General features: G+C 33.5%; 15 protein-coding genes. 11 read left to right on the top strand and 4 right to left on the bottom strand.

The features are described 5' to 3' along the window. The first annotated feature begins 25 nt into the window (after window positions 1-25). From J7574_RS06160 to J7574_RS06130, 7 genes are all read left to right on the top strand, one after another. Window positions 26-1,150 carry an N-acetylmuramoyl-L-alanine amidase gene (locus J7574_RS06160; RefSeq protein ID WP_290965744.1) on the top strand — a complete coding sequence of 375 codons (1,125 nt, stop codon included), beginning with the start codon at window positions 26-28 and terminating at the stop codon, window positions 1,148-1,150. A gap of 50 nt (window positions 1,151-1,200) precedes the next feature. Continuing rightward, window positions 1,201-2,166 (top strand): MlaD family protein, encoded by a 966-nt coding sequence (locus J7574_RS06155; protein WP_290965742.1) that lies wholly within the window; start codon window positions 1,201-1,203, stop codon window positions 2,164-2,166. 6 nt (window positions 2,167-2,172) lie between these two features. After that, complete coding sequence (locus tag J7574_RS06150) at window positions 2,173-3,510, top strand: (Fe-S)-binding protein (protein WP_290965739.1); 1,338 nt, start codon at window positions 2,173-2,175, stop codon at window positions 3,508-3,510. 136 nt (window positions 3,511-3,646) lie between these two features. Beyond that, the gene (locus J7574_RS06145; protein ID WP_290965736.1) at window positions 3,647-4,438 is read left to right on the top strand and encodes a (Fe-S)-binding protein; all 792 of its coding nucleotides are present in this window, start codon (window positions 3,647-3,649) and stop codon (window positions 4,436-4,438) included. A gap of 106 nt (window positions 4,439-4,544) precedes the next feature. Continuing rightward, window positions 4,545-5,027 (top strand): ABC transporter ATPase, encoded by a 483-nt coding sequence (locus J7574_RS06140; protein ID WP_290965733.1) that lies wholly within the window; start codon window positions 4,545-4,547, stop codon window positions 5,025-5,027. A 312-nt stretch (window positions 5,028-5,339) separates the two neighbouring features. Beyond that, window positions 5,340-6,485 (top strand): N-acetyl-alpha-D-glucosaminyl L-malate synthase BshA, encoded by a 1,146-nt coding sequence (gene bshA / locus J7574_RS06135; RefSeq protein WP_290965730.1) that lies wholly within the window; start codon window positions 5,340-5,342, stop codon window positions 6,483-6,485. A 15-nt stretch (window positions 6,486-6,500) separates the two neighbouring features. Beyond that, window positions 6,501-6,926 (top strand): protease complex subunit PrcB family protein, encoded by a 426-nt coding sequence (locus tag J7574_RS06130; RefSeq protein WP_290965727.1) that lies wholly within the window; start codon window positions 6,501-6,503, stop codon window positions 6,924-6,926. A 134-nt stretch (window positions 6,927-7,060) separates the two neighbouring features. Here J7574_RS06130 and J7574_RS06125 read toward each other — a convergent pair whose 3' ends face one another. Together J7574_RS06125 and J7574_RS06120 are read right to left on the bottom strand one after the other, a co-directional pair. Next, window positions 7,061-7,558: a hypothetical protein gene (locus J7574_RS06125; protein WP_290965725.1), complete on the bottom strand. Its 498-nt coding sequence runs from the start codon at window positions 7,556-7,558 to the stop codon at window positions 7,061-7,063. A gap of 139 nt (window positions 7,559-7,697) precedes the next feature. Further along, window positions 7,698-8,519, bottom strand: coding sequence for a UDP-2,3-diacylglucosamine diphosphatase (locus tag J7574_RS06120; protein ID WP_290965722.1), 822 nt, complete (start codon window positions 8,517-8,519; stop codon window positions 7,698-7,700). 188 nt (window positions 8,520-8,707) lie between these two features. Here J7574_RS06120 and aroC point away from each other — a divergent pair, with 188 nt between their 5' ends. The 3 genes from aroC to J7574_RS06105 all read left to right on the top strand — a co-directional run bounded on the left by aroC (window position 8,708) and on the right by J7574_RS06105 (window position 13,391). After that, window positions 8,708-9,766, top strand: coding sequence for a chorismate synthase (aroC, locus tag J7574_RS06115; RefSeq protein ID WP_091133017.1), 1,059 nt, complete (start codon window positions 8,708-8,710; stop codon window positions 9,764-9,766). 52 nt (window positions 9,767-9,818) lie between these two features. Continuing rightward, entirely contained in the window at window positions 9,819-11,081 is a 1,263-nt protein-coding gene (locus J7574_RS06110; RefSeq protein WP_290965714.1) for a cation:dicarboxylase symporter family transporter, read from the top strand. Between the two features lie 126 nt (window positions 11,082-11,207). Further along, a complete protein-coding gene (locus J7574_RS06105) occupies window positions 11,208-13,391 on the top strand; it encodes a response regulator (RefSeq protein ID WP_290965711.1) in 2,184 nt (727 codons plus the stop codon). Here J7574_RS06105 and J7574_RS06100 read toward each other — a convergent pair. Further along, window positions 13,388-14,635 carry a DEAD/DEAH box helicase gene (locus J7574_RS06100; RefSeq protein ID WP_290965708.1) on the bottom strand — a complete coding sequence of 416 codons (1,248 nt, stop codon included), beginning with the start codon at window positions 14,633-14,635 and terminating at the stop codon, window positions 13,388-13,390. The genes J7574_RS06105 and J7574_RS06100 overlap by 4 nt on opposite strands. Before the next feature lie 136 nt (window positions 14,636-14,771). Beyond that, window positions 14,772-15,809, bottom strand: a complete 1,038-nt coding sequence (locus J7574_RS06095) for a formimidoylglutamase (RefSeq protein WP_290965705.1) — start codon at window positions 15,807-15,809, stop codon at window positions 14,772-14,774. 98 nt (window positions 15,810-15,907) lie between these two features. Between J7574_RS06095 and J7574_RS06090 the strand changes: the two genes are divergently transcribed. Beyond that, on the top strand, window positions 15,908-16,786 hold the full coding sequence (locus J7574_RS06090) for a hypothetical protein (protein WP_290965702.1): 879 nt from the start codon (window positions 15,908-15,910) through the stop codon (window positions 16,784-16,786). Window positions 16,787-16,871 lie beyond the last annotated feature (85 nt).

Raw genomic sequence — 16,871 nt, 5'->3', positions numbered from 1 at the left:
TTTATTAAAATTAACTTTTAGATTTATGAATAGAATTAACAAATTTAAAGTAATATTTGCTTTATTTCTAACGATATCGTCTTTTTGTGCTCATAGTCAGTCAAATGTGTTTAAGGTAACACTCGACGCCGGACATGGAGATCATGACTTTGGAGCTGTTTACAGCGGAAGAATTGAAAAAAATATTGCTTTAGCTATTGTTTTGAAAGTTGGGAAGATTTTAGAGCTTAATCCTAATGTTAATGTAATTTATACTCGTAAAACGGATGTTTTTGTTGATTTGGTCGAAAGGGCAAATATTGCAAACAGGGCAAATTCAAATATATTTGTTTCAATTCACTGTAACGCTAATAAGAATACTGCGGCAGACGGAACCGAAACTTACGTGATGGGTTTAAGTAAAGTAGCATCGAACCTTGAAGCGGCGAAAAAAGAGAACTCCGTAATTACATTAGAGAAAGATTATAAACGTAAATACGAAGGTTATGACCCAAATTCTCCAGAATCGATGATTGGTATGACTTTAATGCAGGAAGAATATTTAGATAATAGTATTACCCTTGCCACTAAAATCGAAGAGAATTTTGAGAAATTAGGAAAAAAACTTCGTCATGGCGGAGTGAAGCAAGCACCTTTTATGGTACTTCATAAAGCTTATATGCCTAGAGTTTTGGTTGAAACTGGATTTGTTTCAAATCCAACAGAAGGTAATATTCTAAATTCAGAAGAAGGTCAAGACGATATTGCAAGAGCTATTGCTGAAGCTATTTTGAGTTATAAAAGAGAATACTTTGGTTCAGGAACTGAGTCAGAGGATAGTCGGCCCATAAGAGATACTTCAACTAAGGCAAAACCAAAAACAAATACTCCAGTTGCTGCTGTTAAAAATGCTCCAAAAGGAACATTTTTTAAAGTACAGCTTATTGCAAGCATTAAGAAGACACCTTTGGAACCTAAAAATTTTAAAGGACTTAAAAATGTAACAATGATATACGAAAATAATATTTATAAATATTTCTACGAAGAAACTACAAGTTACGAAACAGCACAAAAATATCTGCAAGAAGCTAAAAGTAAAGGTTATGGCGCTGCATTTTTAGTGGCAACTAAAGATGGTGAAAAAATCAGTATTCAGGACGCGATTAAATAATAAGCGCAAGTTCGAATATTTATATTAATTTTGTACAAACACTTAGAATTTTGAAACTAACAAGAGAAATTAAAACGGCTATTTTAGTCATCGCATCCATTCTACTATTTATCTGGGGATATAGCTTTTTAAAGGGCAGAGATCTTTTTACTAATTATACCATATTATATGCTGAATATGATAATGTTGAGGACTTGTCTCCGTCAGCTCCAGTAACTCTTAACGGACTTGCGATTGGTAAAGTAAATAAAATTACAATTGACGAAGTTACAGGTAAATTACTAGTGGAACTTCAACTTAAAACAGATTTTCCTATTTCTAAAAGCAGTACAGCAGCAATTTATTCTCCAAGTTTAATTGCGGGAAAACAGATTAAAATCATCCCTAATTTTGCTGATAAAGAATTGGCAGAAGACGGACAGAAATTGGTTTCTACTGTTGAATTGGGTTTGACAGAATCATTAGGAGGAAAAATTGAACCAATTCAGCAAAAGCTTGATAAAATGCTTTTGAATATTGATAATTTGGTTACAGGATTAAATAATACTTTAGATAAAAATACTCAAGAAAATCTAAAGAAAACAATTGCTGAATTGAGTCAGACTATGGAGCAATTTCATAAAGCATCAGGAAGTCTCAACAATATTTTGGATACGAATAAAGGACAGATTAATGGAATGGTTACCAACTTTAATAAGATGTCTGGAAACTTCAATAAAATTTCAGATTCGCTAAACAAAGCAGATTTAGGTAAAACTGTTCGTAACTTGAACCAAACTTTGGCTAAAGTAGATCTGTTAATGGGGAACTTGAATTCAGGAAAAGGGACAGCAGGAAAAATTTTGCATGATGAGGCATTATACAATAACCTGACTAAAACTTCAAAGGAGCTTGAATTATTATTGCAAGATCTTCGTCTTTATCCAACTCGTTATGTAAATGTTTCTCTTTTTGGAAAGAAAAACAAACCATACGTGGCACCAACAGAAGAAACAAACTCAACTGATAAAAAATAATTATAAATGAGTTATTTAGATAATATTTTATTCGCAGTACTTCTTATAGTAGGTTTCGGTTTTTTTGCAGCGAGCGTAAAAAAAATCATCCGAAATATTAATTTGGGAGTCGATGTAGATCGAAAAGATAATCCTAAAGCTCGTTGGAAAAACATGGCATTGATTGCTTTAGGGCAGTCAAAAATGGTGAGACGCCCTGTTGCAGGAATCCTTCATATTTTTGTGTATGTTGGTTTTATAATAATTAATATCGAATTATTAGAAATCATTATTGATGGACTTTTTGGAACACATAGAGGTTTTGCACCTTATTTGGGTGTAGTTTATGATGTTTTAATTGCTTCATTTGAAATATTGGCGATACTTGTAATTATTGCAGTAGTTACTTTTTGGATTAGAAGAAATGTAATTCGTTTAAAACGTTTTGTAAGTAACGATTTGACAGGATTTCCTAAAAGTGATGCCAATTACATCCTTTACTTTGAAACAGTTTTAATGATTCTGTTTTTATTGATGAATGCTTCAGATTTGCATTTGCAGAATGTTCCAGGAGGATATTCTCATTTTCATAAAGCAGGAAGTTACCCGATAAGCCAGTTTATTGCGCCAATTTTTAATGGAACTTCTAATGAAGTTGTCGGATTATTGTTTGAAGTTTTCTGGTGGTTGCATATTGTCGGTATTTTAGTTTTTATGAACTATTTGTACTTCTCAAAACACTTGCATATTCTTTTGGCTTTCCCAAATACGTATTTTGCAAACTTAAAACCAGAAGGACAGTTTGATAATTTAGCTTCGGTTACAAAAGAGGTGAAATTAATGATGGATCCAAATGCAGATCCGTTTGCGGCTGTGCCGGCAGATGAGAATGCACATCCAGCTAAATTTGGTGCAAGTGATGTTCAGGACTTAAATTGGGTTCAGTTATTAAACGCTTATACCTGTACAGAATGCGGACGTTGTACTTCTTCTTGTCCAGCAAATCAAACGGGTAAAAAATTGTCTCCACGTAAAATTATGATGGATACAAGAGATCGTTTGACAGAAGTGGGTAAAAATATCGATGCTAACAAAGGTGTTTTTATTCCAGATAATAAAACACTTTTAAACGATTATATTACTCCAGAAGAATTGTGGGCATGTACTTCTTGTAACGCTTGTGTTGAAGAATGTCCTGTAAATATTAGTCCGTTGTCTATTATTATGGACATGCGTCGTTATTTGGTTATGGAACAAAGTGCTGCTCCAATGTCGTTAAATGCCATGATGACTAATATTGAAAATAACGGTGCACCTTGGCAGTACAGTCAGCAAGACCGTTTAAATTGGAAAAACGAGAATTAATATTTATTGTTTAATCGGTTAGTTGTTTAACCGTTTAATCGATTTTAAAATAATATTTCGGTTTTTGTAGAATTGTCAATTTGCTTGTAGCGATTAAACAATTTCACGATTAACCGATTAAACAAAAGTGAGAGAGATGTCAGAAAATTTAGTAGTACCAACAATGGCAGAAATGCTTGCCGAAGGAAAACAGCCAGAGGTTTTGTTTTGGGTAGGTTGCGCAGGAAGTTTTGATGATAGAGCAAAAAAAATTACTAAAGCATTTGTGCGAATTCTAAATCGTACGAATGTTTCTTTTGCAGTTTTAGGTACAGAAGAGAGTTGTACTGGTGATCCTGCAAAAAGAGCTGGAAATGAATTTTTGTTTCAAATGCAAGCCATGATGAATATCGAGGTTTTGAATGCTTATGAAGCTAAAAAAATTGTTACAGCTTGTCCGCACTGTTTTAATACTTTAAAAAATGAATACCCAGAATTAGGAGGTAATTATGAGGTTATTCATCATACAGAATTTTTAAAATCATTAATTGATGATGGAAGACTGACTGTAGAAGGCGGACAATATAAAGGAAAAAAAATCACTTTCCATGATCCTTGTTATCTAGGAAGAGCGAATAAAGTTTATGAAGCGCCAAGAGATTTAATTCAAAAATTAGACGTTGAATTAGTTGAAATGAAACGTTCTAAAGCAAACGGATTATGCTGCGGAGCAGGTGGAGCACAAATGTTTAAAGATGCAGAACCTGGAAACAAAGAAGTTAACGTTCTTCGTACAGAAGATGCATTAGAAACTCAGCCAGATATTATTGCAGCCGGTTGCCCATTCTGTAATACAATGTTGACTGACGGAATTAAAAATAAAGAAAAAGAAGGTCAGGTTAAAGTTCTAGATATTGCTGAGCTTATCGCGAATGCGCAGGATCTATAATTTTTTTAAGGTCCTGAGATACTAAGGTTCTGAGAAGCTAAGTTTTTTTCAAACTTGAAACTTGAAACTTGAAACCTGAAACAAAAAACAAACAAAAAATTAAAAAATGTATATACCTTTTGAAAATTTACCAGGTGAATCTCGAGTTTGGATTTACCAATCGAACAGAAAATTTTCTGAGGAAGAGTTTTCTGAAATAGAAACAGATTTGAAAGCTTTTGTAGAACAATGGGCTGCACATGGCACAAGTCTTGAAGCTTCGTTTTTATTGAAATACAATCGATTCATCATTTTAGCGGTAAACCAAGAAGTGCAAGCTGCTACAGGATGTTCTATTGATAGTTCTGTTGAATTTATCCAAGGATTAGAAAAGAAATATGACGTTGATTTATTAGATAAAATGAACGTTACTTTTAAACATGGAGAACACATTGCTCACAAACCATTAATTGATTTTAAAAAGATGGTTAAAGATAAATCGGTTTCTGAGAATACGATTGTTTTTAATAATCTAGTTAACAATATAGAAGAGTTTAATGAATCTTGGGAAGTTCCTGCAGCCGACAGTTGGCACAGCAGATTCTTCTAAGAAAGAATTTATTATAAAATAATTAAAAGGCATGAAATTTTAAGTTTTGTGCCTTTTTTTTGTTGTTTAAAGTTTTAGGTTTCAAGTTTGAAGTCGGAAACCTGACAGGTTTTAAAAACCTGTCAGGTTTATTAGTATTAATGTTTGTTGTTAAACTTTGTCAAAGTTTCCAACTTTGAGAAAGTTGGAAAAAGCTGCTTTTTCTGAAAATAGTTATTAACTAGAATTAATCTAATTTTGTCAAAAATCTAACAATTTAAAAGCCTGATGAAACGCTATTTTTGAGTATTTTCGTAGAATTAAATTTAATCCATGAAAATAGCAATTGTTTGTTATCCTACTTTTGGAGGTAGTGGTGTAGTAGCCACAGAGTTAGGTCTCGAATTAGCCAGAAGAGGACACGAAATACATTTTATCACATACAGCCAGCCCGTTAGATTGGCACTTTTAAATCCGAATGTTCATTATCACGAAGTAAATGTTCCGGAATATCCTTTGTTTCATTATCAGCCTTACGAATTAGCGTTATCGAGCAAATTGGTCGATATGGTTAAATTGTATAAAATAGAACTTCTACACGTGCATTATGCCATTCCTCACGCTTATGCAGGGTACATGGCAAAACAAATGCTGAAAAATGAAGGCATTAACCTTCCGATGATTACAACACTTCACGGAACCGATATTACACTTGTTGGAAATCATCCGTTCTACAAACCTGCAGTAACATTCAGCATCAATAAATCAGATTATGTGACTTCAGTTTCTCAAAGTTTAAAAGATGATACTTTGAAATTATTCAAAATCAAGAATAAAATCAAAGTAATTCCCAATTTTATCGAATTGGATAAAGTTAAAAAAGATCCGAGCGCGCCTTGCCATCGTTATGTAATGGCAAACGAGAATGAGCGTATCATTACACATATCAGTAATTTTAGAAAAGTAAAACGTATTCCAGATATTATTAAGATCTTTTACAGTGTCCAAAAAGAAATTCCAGCTAAATTGATGATGGTGGGAGATGGTCCTGAAAAAGAAAAAGCAGAACTTTTATGTCAGGAATTAGGCATTTTAGATAAAGTTATTTTCTTTGGAAATAGCCATGAGATCGATAAAATCTTATGTATGACCGATTTGTTTTTGCTTCCTTCAGAAACAGAAAGTTTCGGTTTGGCAGCTTTAGAAGCAATGGCGTGCGGTGTTCCTGTAATTTCTAGTAATTCTGGAGGCTTGCCTGAAGTTAATTTTGACGGTTTTTCGGGTTACTTAAGTAATGTGGGTAATGTGGAAGAAATGGCTCAAAATGCAATCAAGATTTTAAAAGATGATGCAGTTTTAAATCAATTTAAGGCGAATGCTTTAGAAGTAGCAAGAAAGTTTGACATCAAGAACATTCTGCCTAAATATGAAGCTTTATATCAGAAAGCGATTGATGATTACAAATATGAAAAGCACTAATTTAAAAGGATAAAAATGAAAAAAGTACTATCTGTTTTAGCAGTTTTTGTTATGGTTTCGTGCGGAGTGAAAAAAAATGAAAGTTCAAATGCAGCTTTGTATGAAGTTTTAACAAAACAGTCTGATGGCGGTGGAAATATAAAATTTTTCGAAATTTTAACTGAGCCAAATGAAATCAAGATGCTTGAAAACGATCCGCATTTAGCGCACAAAATGAAAGATCCAGATGTTCAGGACTACAATTATGTGATTTTGAATATGGGCGAAAAAAACACCAGCGGTTATTCTATTGATGTCGAAAAAGTAGAAGAAACAGATAAGAACATTATTATTACGGTAAAAGAAAACAGTCCTGCGAAAGATGCTATGACCATGCAGGTAATTTCATATCCTTACACCGTAGTAAAAATTCATTCTAAAAAAGAAATTATTATTAAGTAATTGGTTAAAGTGTGAGATGTAAAATGTTTGATGTGAACATGAAACATGAACGTGAAACATCGAACTTGAAACATAAAAAAAGCCTGTCGCTTTTAAACGACAGGCTTCTTCTTACAATTATTTTTTATTTTTAATTAGAATCTGAATTTAACACCAAAACCAACGTCAAATCCAAAATTGTCATCATCATAATATCCAGAGCCAATTTCTGGTCTTGCGTCTAATGATAGAGTAATTGGCACTTCTTTAAATCTATATTCAATACCGATATCTCCTGCAGCAAAAACATAAGTTCCGCTATCTTTGTATCTATAGTTGTTACTGTAGTAATCGTGATCCCAAGCAGCTAGTCCACCTCCGACACCAGCATACCAGTTAAAACCTCCATCGATGTTCCAAACCCATTGGTAAAGAGCAACGCCTTTTATTGCGTCTACATCACTACTGTTTCTCCAGCCTAAATCGAATTCAAGTCTGTTTTTTTGATTTAATCCTAGTTGGTACGATATTTCACCCCCAAATCCGTTATTGTCTCCCAGACGTAATCCTAAAGCGTTTTTCGAAATTTCTTGCGATTGAGCCGTAAATGCTAAACCAAGAAGCATAATGGCAGATAAAAGAATCTTTTTCATAAAAATGGTTATTAATTTTTTTTCAAATGTATTATTACAGTTGGATACAAAACGTATAATATTTTTGAAAATTGTTACATAATTTACATTTTCTGAAATTTCGAGCGTTAAAATTCTTAAAAACCTGCTTCTGAGGGGTTTATTTGAGGATTATGGATGAAATGAGCTGCGAAGTGAGAACATCTTCCATTTCTAATAAATTTTCTTCTTCTACAAAATTACTGGCTTTGTAAGAAAATAGTTTCCAGCGTTTTTTGTGGTATTCAAGTGCAGTTAGATTTTCTACCCAATCACCAGAATTGAGATATAAGGTAGAACCATGTTTATTCTCTTTTGTTATGATTTTTGGTTCATGAATATGTCCGCAGATTACGTAATCGTAGTTTTTTTCAATAGCCAGATCGGTTGCTGTGGTTTCAAAATCGGAGATAAATTTAACGGCCTTTTTAACGCTTGCCTTTATTTTTTTAGAAAAAGAATAAGGTTCGCGGCCAAGTTTTCCTAAACACCAATTTGCAAATCGATTAATTAGAATTAAATAATCATACCCTAATCCTCCCAATTTTGCAATCCATTTTGAATGCTGGACTGAAGCATCAAAAACATCTCCGTGAAAAATCCAGGCTTTTTTATCGTCTAATTCTAGAACTAATTTATCAACCAGAGCAAAATTTCCCATATTCATATCACTGAATTTTCGAAGTATCTCGTCGTGATTTCCAGTAATATAATACACTTTTGTTCCTTTAGAAGCCATCCCGATAATGCGCTGAATAACTCGTAAATGTGCTTTTGGAAAATACGATTTACGAAACTGCCAAGCATCAATGATATCACCATTTAAGACTAAAGTTTTGGGTTTAATGCTTGAAAGATAGTTGTTTAATTCTTTTGCGTGACTTCCGTAAGTTCCTAAATGGACATCAGAAAGAATAACCAATTCGACGTTTCTTTTTTTCAATTTTTCTTGATTTGAAGTTTTACAAATGAAAGAAAGTTTGTGAAATTTGATTTTATTAAAAGGTTACGAAAAAGAGATTAATTTTACCAAATTGTGATTTTTATCCCATTTAATGTTTCGTTAATAATACCAGTTTTAAATTTTTTAATTTAATTCATAAAACTTACATTTGCTCAAAACAAAACACAATGGCAGGAAACAGCTTCGGCACACTATATAAAGTAACTACATTTGGAGAATCTCACGGTGAAGCATTAGGCGGCATTATTGACGGTTGTCCTCCAGGAATACAATTAGATTTTGAAGCAATTGAAGTAGATATGGCAAGAAGAAAGCCAGGTCAGTCGGCAATTGTTACCCAAAGAAAAGAACCAGACAGCGTTCAATTCTTATCAGGAATATTTGAAGGAAAAACAACTGGAACTCCAATTGGTTTCATTATTCCAAATACCAATCAGAAATCAGACGATTACTCTCATATAAAAGACAATTACAGACCAAGCCATGCTGATTATGTTTACGATCAGAAATATGGTTTTCGTGATTATCGCGGTGGCGGAAGAAGTTCTGCTCGAGAAACGGCAAGCAGAGTAGTAGCAGGAGCAATTGCAAAGCAAATGTTGCCTGAAATTAAAATCAATGCTTATGTTTCTTCTGTTGGTCCAATTCATTTAGATACACCTTATCAAGAATTGGATTTTTCTAAAATCGAAAGCAACCCTGTTCGTTGTCCAGATGAGAAATCTGCTGCGATTATGGAAGAATATATTCGTGACATCCGTAAACAAGGAGACACTGTTGGAGGTGTTGTAACTTGTGTAATTCAGAACGTTCCTGTTGGTTTAGGGGAGCCTGTATTTGATAAACTTCATGCCGAATTAGGAAAAGCAATGCTTTCTATAAATGCTGTAAAAGGTTTTGAATACGGAAGCGGTTTTTCTGGATCTGAAATGAAAGGAAGCGAGCACAACGATTTATACAATCCTGACGGAACTACAAAAACAAATCTTTCTGGAGGAATTCAAGGTGGTATAAGCAACGGAATGGATATTTATTTCAGAGTGGCGTTTAAGCCTGTTGCAACTATTATGCAGACTCAAGATTCTTTAGATAATAAAGGAAACATTACACCAATGACAGGAAAAGGACGTCATGATCCGTGTGTAGTGCCTCGCGCAGTGCCAATCGTAGAAGCGATGGCAGCAATTGTTTTGGCTGATTTTTATTTGATCAACAAAACATATTAATAAAAGGTAAGACAGTGAGGGTCTTATATTTTAATAATTAAAAAATAATTTAATGCAAGAAGTTACAGAAACTAAAAAACAATCATTTCTTTCGGGATTAACGGGTCAAATTATAATTGCGATGGTTCTTGGAGCCATTTTAGGAATTATATTGCACAATTCCATTTCGCCCGAAGCAGCGCAGGCATTTAGCAGTAAAATTAAAATGCTGGCGACCATCTTCATTCGTTTGGTGCAAATGATTATTTCTCCGTTAGTTTTTACCACTTTGGTTGTGGGAATTGCAAAATTAGGAGATATTAAAACCGTTGGAAGAATTGGAGGAAAAGCTATTGGATGGTTTTTTACCGCTTCATTTATTTCTCTTTTAATCGGATTGTTTTACGTGAATGTTTTGCAGCCAGGTGTTGGTTTAAAATTAGAACACGTAGACATGGCGGCGGCTTCTGAAGTTACAGGTAAAACACAAAATCTGTCTTTTGACAATTTTGTTGAACATATTGTGCCAAAAAGTATTGTCGAAGCAATGGCAACTAATGAGATTCTTCAGATTGTAGTTTTTTCTATTTTCTTCGGATTAGCAGCAGCTTCTTTAGGCGAAACGGTAAAGCCAATCATAGGTGCTTTTGATAAATTATCGCATATTGTGCTTAAAATGGTGAACTATGTAATGAAGTTTGCTCCAATTGGAGTTTTTGGAGCCATTGCAGGTGTGTTTGCTATACGTGATGCAGAAGAATTGGTTATTACTTACTTTAAATTCTTCGGTTCGTTTTTAATTGGTATCAGTACGCTTTGGGCAATTTTAATTCTTATTGGATATATTTTCCTTAAAGGAAGAATGACTGAATTGTTAAGACGCATTACAGGCCCTTTAGCAATTGCATTTGGAACAACAAGCAGTGAAGCTGTATTTCCTAAATTGACTGAAGAATTGGAAGCCTTTGGAGTAAAGGATAAAATTGTTTCTTTTATGCTGCCGCTTGGATATTCGTTTAACCTTGACGGAAGTATGATGTATATGACTTTTGCAAGTATCTTTATCGCTCAGTTTTATAATGTGCATTTAGATTTGGGTTCGCAAATGGCAATGCTTTTAGTTTTAATGCTTACTAGTAAAGGAATTGCAGGTGTGCCTCGTGCAAGTTTGGTAGTTGTTGCCGCTACTTGTGGTATGTTTGATATTCCGATTGAAGGAATTGCATTAATTCTTCCAATTGATCACTTCTGCGATATGTTTAGAAGCGCAACCAATGTATTAGGAAATGCATTAGCGACTTCTGTTGTGGGACAATGGGAAAGTGGTAAAGAATAATAAAATAACTAAGATTTTAATTTTTTTTATCTTAATTATTGAAGTAATATTTGAAAAGCTGTATTTTTTTTAAAAATACAGCTTTTTTTTATTTTTAAATGTATATTTGATCAAACTAGCCGATTAATGCCCCAAAAACGGATTTTTTTACTTTTACTCTTGGTACTGAATTGCTTCGCCAATTCGGCAATCGCGCAATCTAATTGTAATCTAGATCCTAAGATTGATAAGACTGTAAAGAAAGCACTTTTAAATTTTAGGGAATCTAATTTCGAGAAATCACTCATCTATTCTAGAGCTGCCCTAAGCGCTGCAACGGTCATAAAAGATAACTGTCTTATTGCTCGCTCATATAATATTATAGCAGCAAATTACAACGAACTGGCAGAGTTTGATAAAGCTATTTTTTTCTATAAAAAAGGGCTGTATTATGCTAATAAAACCAGCAACGATACTTTAAAATGCATTCTCTATAATAATTTAGGAAATATGTATTGCTTTGAAAAAAAGCAGTTTGATGAAGGAATTCGGTATTATAAAAAAGCAGTAGCTTATGCTTTAAAAATTAATGATCTAAAAGAAGTTTATTTTACCAATGTAAATATCGCTTGGGCTTATTTTGATATAGGAAATTATAAACAGGGAAATCTTTTTTTAAAATATGTTAACAGCACTAAAATAAAATATAATGACGGTTCAACAGAAGTCATTGTTGATATGCTCAATGGTATTTATTCTAGCCATATAAATGATAATAAAGCAGCAAATGCTTATTTTTTAAGTGCTATTGAAGCAGGAAAAAAATGTCAGGAGAAAACAGATCTGGCAAATGCTTATTTAGAATATTCGTATTTTTTAAATAAAATTAACAAGCACAAAGAAGCGTATGATGCACTGGTCAACCATTATAAAGTTTCGGACAAGGTATATGATGTTAAGAAGCTTAAAAAGGCATCTCAAGCAGGTTTAAGTCTTGAATTGGATGAATACAAAAGACAGATTGACAAGGTTGAAGGAGAAAAAGTAGAGCAATCGCAGAGTTTAAGAAAATCAAAAATCATTGTAATTCTTTTTATTTTGATTTCGTTGATTCTCTTAATCTTAATTATAACATTGATTAAGAATATTGCATACAAGAAAAAACACAATTTAGAGCTTCTTAAAGCGAAAGAAATTGCAGAAGAAGCCTCTCTGCTCAAAACACAATTTATATCGACAATAAGCCATGAATTACGCACGCCGCTTTATGGTGTTGTGGGAATTACCAATATGCTGCTCGAAGAGCATAAAGAAATCTCAAGAAGCCAGCACTTAAGTTCGCTGAAATTTTCTGCCAGATATTTATTATCTCTTGTAAATGATATTCTGCAGATTAATAAAATCGAAGAAAATAAAATTGTACTTGAAAATCTGACTTTTAATATTTCTGATGAAATTACGGTAATCAAGAATTCGCTTTCTTTTCTTTCGCAGAAAAATAATAATAGCATTTCTATTGATATCGATCCGAATATTCCTGAGTATTTAATTGGGGACAAACTGCGTCTAGCTCAGATTTTAATGAACTTGGTGAGCAATGCACTGAAGTTTACCAAAGACGGACAAGTCGAAATTATCATCAACCTAAATAAAGTGGAAGGGAAACTGTATTATTTAGACTTTTTGATAAAAGACAACGGAATTGGAATTGCACTTGTAGATCAAAATAAGATTTTTGAGAAGTTTGTTCAAGTTGGAAGAAAAGATGCAGATTATCAAGGCACAGGTTTAGGACTTAGCATTGTAAAACGACTTTTAGGACTTTTTGGAAGTACAATTACTTTGGATAGTGATTTAGGAAAAGGAACTTCTTTTTCGTTTACAATAGCCTTCGAGCATGATTTGGCCAAGACAAAAAGTATTATCGACGAGATTGAAGTTGATTTGACTTCAAGCGAAGTGTATAAAATTTTAGTGGTTGAAGACAACTTGATTAATCAGCTTGTGACTAAAAAGATTATCGAAAAAAATAATTATGCCTGTAAAGTAGTCGATGATGGTTTTGCAGCGCTTAAAATTTTAGAAGATGAAACTTTCGATCTGATTTTGATGGACATCAATATGCCTCTAATGAACGGATTTGAAACGACCAAAAGAATACGTCTTCAAGGTATAGAAACTCCAATTGTAGCTTTGACGGCTTTTGATAAGGATGAAATTACAGATGAAGCAATTTCGTCTGGAATGAATGATATTATAATCAAACCTTTTGAACCGGTTAAATTATTTAAAATAATCAATTTCTTGATAAACGAAAAAAACGCTGTTTAGTACCAGCGTTTTTTGTTTTTCTTTGCATTATTTGATTTTCTCGATTTGTGAGCGCCACCGCTTCTGTTAGAGCTTTTAGGCTTTTCTCCAGCTTCTGGACTTCCAGAATGCCATTGGTACGGATGATCGGCAATCGTTTTTACATCAACTTTTATCAATTTCTGAATGTCTTTCCAGTAAGGAAGTTCGTCCTTTCCGCAGAAAGAAATCGCGATTCCGCCATTTCCTGTACGACCTGTACGGCCAATGCGGTGCACATAAGTTTCTGGAATATTCGGTAAATCAAAATTTATTACATACGGCAATTGTTCAATGTCAATTCCTCGCGCAGCAATATCAGTTGCTACTAGAACGCCAACTTCTTTGTTTTTGAAAGCATCTAAAACTCTTTGTCTTGCGTTTTGCGATTTATCTCCATGAATGGCTTCTGCCGGAATATCTTTTTTACGAAGCGCTTTTACAACATTATCAGCGCCATGTTTTGTTCTTGAAAAAACAAGTACGTTTGATAAGTTCTCTTCTTTAATCAAACTATACAATAAGTTTCTTTTTTCGGTTTTGTCAACAAAATAAATACGTTGTTCTACATTTTCTGCTGTAGAAGAAACTGGAGAAACTTCAACTTGTTCCGGATCCTGAAGGAACATTTCTGCCAGTTCGCGAATTGCAATTGGCATAGTAGCAGAAAAAAGTAAAGTCTGTCTGTTTTTAGGAGTCAGTTTTACGATTTTTTTGACATCGTTTATAAAACCCATATCCAGCATCTGATCGGCTTCATCTAACACTAAAGTATGCAAGTGATTCAAATCAAGAAAACCTTGTTTATGAAGGTCAAGCAAACGCCCAGGAGTGGCAATTAAAATATCAACTCCATTTTTTAACGCATCAACTTGCGGATTCTGAGAAACGCCTCCAAAAATAGTCAGCTGCGTCAAATTAGTATATTTGGCATAAGTGTCAAAACTTTGCCCGATTTGCACTGCTAGCTCGCGAGTAGGCGTAACCACAAGCGCACGAATTACTTTTGCTTTTTTTGATGAGCCTACAATGCGGTGTAATTGATGTATGATTGGAATAGCAAATGCCGCCGTTTTTCCTGTTCCTGTCTGCGCACAGCCAATTAAATCACGGCCTTGTAAAACAACAGGAATTGATTTTTCCTGAATTGGAGTCGGATTTAAATAGCCTTCTTCAAATACGGCTTTTTGTATACTTTTTGAAAGTGATAGATCTTCGAATAACATATCTTAGGGATTAACTATTTTAGTTTTAATTACTAAAATGCTGTGCAAAGATATGTTTATTCGTTCAATCGTTTGTTTGAATTGGCTTTTATTTGGCAAACATACCTTGCAGTATAATTGAATAGGATGTCTAAAATTAAGCTGGTTCTATGTTTGCTTTAATAAAATCGGTTACGAGATAACCTATTAATTTGCCAATTAAATTGTTGTTTGGAGAGTTGTCTAAATCTGGTGCGCCTTCACAAATATGCAGATAAGTCGCATGTTTATGTTCGCCAAAGAAAGAAACAAACTGTCTCAATTCTTCTACCGAAAATCCACTAATAGTCATAGCGCTGCTGGCAATATTTGGAATGGCATCAAGATCAACTTCGATTCCGAATGCATCATTTTTAATAAAATCCAGAGCCGTAATCATTTCACGATTAAAATCTTTTTCTTTTCTGATATTAACGCTGTCGTAAGTATTATAGCGAACGCGATCTTCCAGCTTTTTAATGATATCTAAAACACTTTTTGAAGTGTAATTTTCGTGAAGTCCAAAGATGAAATATTTTTTTAAAAAACCTTCTTCGTACGCATATGAAAACCCGTTTCCGCTATGGCGACCTTCTAAAATCCTAAAATCAGAATGCGCATCGAAGTTGATGGCATTTATAGGTTTTCCTTTCGCAAGAGCGGCACCTTTAATATTTCCGTATGCATTGTTATGGCCTCCGCCAATAATAATAGGCGTTTTTCCGGCTTTAATTATAGTGAAAATAATGTGAGAGACTTCTTTGTCTATTTTTTCGACCAGCTGGCTTAATTTTGAACGATCGTCAATATCATTAAAATCAAGGTTTTCTACTTCTCGCATTTCGGTTGCAACATTAATTTGTCCTAAAACAATAATATTGCTTCCTTTACAAAAACGATTATGCTGAATGTTTGCAATGCTTTTTATGGCGCATTGCCATGCAGAAGCAGCTCCAGGCCTTCCGTAATTGGCACGCACACCAATATCTTCGGGAATTCCTAAAAGTACATATTTAGCTTCGCTTTCTTTAAGAAAATTAACAATGTCAGCCCCTGGCGGAATGACAATCATTTTTTCTCCGAATTTTAGTTCACCACTTCTGTGATTTGTGACTTTTGCTAAATCATTTATAGTGAAAGGGATTAATTTTTCCATGAAAAAAATTTATTTTCCAAAAATAATATAATTGTAGAAACTTACGTTATTACCTTATATTAATTCTTAAATTTGTTATTAAAGAAAATTATTTAAATATGGAAAACCCAAAGAACAACAATTCAAGTCTAAAGGCGGTAATCGCAGTTTTAGCAGTCCTACTGATCGGTAGCTTAGTGTATATTTTTAAATTATCTTCTGATACAGACGTAGTTAAGACAGAACTTACAACTACTTTGACAGAAAAAGAATCTGTAATGAAAGATTTGCAGGAGTTAAAAGCGACTTATGATGCTGCAATTGCTGAAAATACTTCTATGTCTGACGAATTAATCCAAGAGAGAGACAAAGTTGTGGCTTTAATGGATGATTTGAACAAGTCTAAAGGAGACGTTTCTAAATACAGATCTCAAGTTCAGGCAATGCAAAGCAAAATGAAAACTTTGGTTGCTGAAAACGATGAGTTGAAAAAACAAAATGGTGTTTTGACTACTCAAAGAGATAGTACTATTGTAGTTTTAGGAGAATCTAAAAAATATAATGAAGTATTAGTTGGTCAAAACGAAGAGCTAGCTAAAACTGTAGAAAAAGGTTCTAAATTATCAGTTTTAAATACTAAAACAGCAGCTTACAAATTGAAAAGCTCTGGAAAACAAATCGAAACGGATAAAGCAAGCCGTGCTGATATGTTGAAAGTAAGTTTTACAATTGCTGAGAATCAAATTGCAAAATCTGGTGACAAAACATATTATGTTCAAGTTATCGATGCTAAAAACAATGTTTTAGGCGAAAAGAAAACAGAAAGTTTTGGAGATAACACATTAACTTACAGCTTTAAAACTACTGTTAAGTATGAGAACAAAAGCGTTAATGTGAGTGAAGATCTTCCAGGAAAAGATTTTGCTAAAGGAACTTATTTTATCAATATTTTTGATAATGATGAGTTGGTTTCTAAAACTAGTTTCAGTTTAAGATAATTCAGTCTAAGGGATAAAATACCACTTAAGATATTAAAGGTCTGTGATTTTCACAGACCTTTTTTTATAGATTACTTTTGGTGAT

The sequence above is a fragment of the Flavobacterium sp. genome, from assembly GCF_017744675.1.
Classification (GTDB): domain Bacteria; phylum Bacteroidota; class Bacteroidia; order Flavobacteriales; family Flavobacteriaceae; genus Flavobacterium.
The sequence above is the reverse complement of the archived record's forward strand: the minus strand, read 5'-3'. Positions and strand labels throughout refer to the sequence as shown.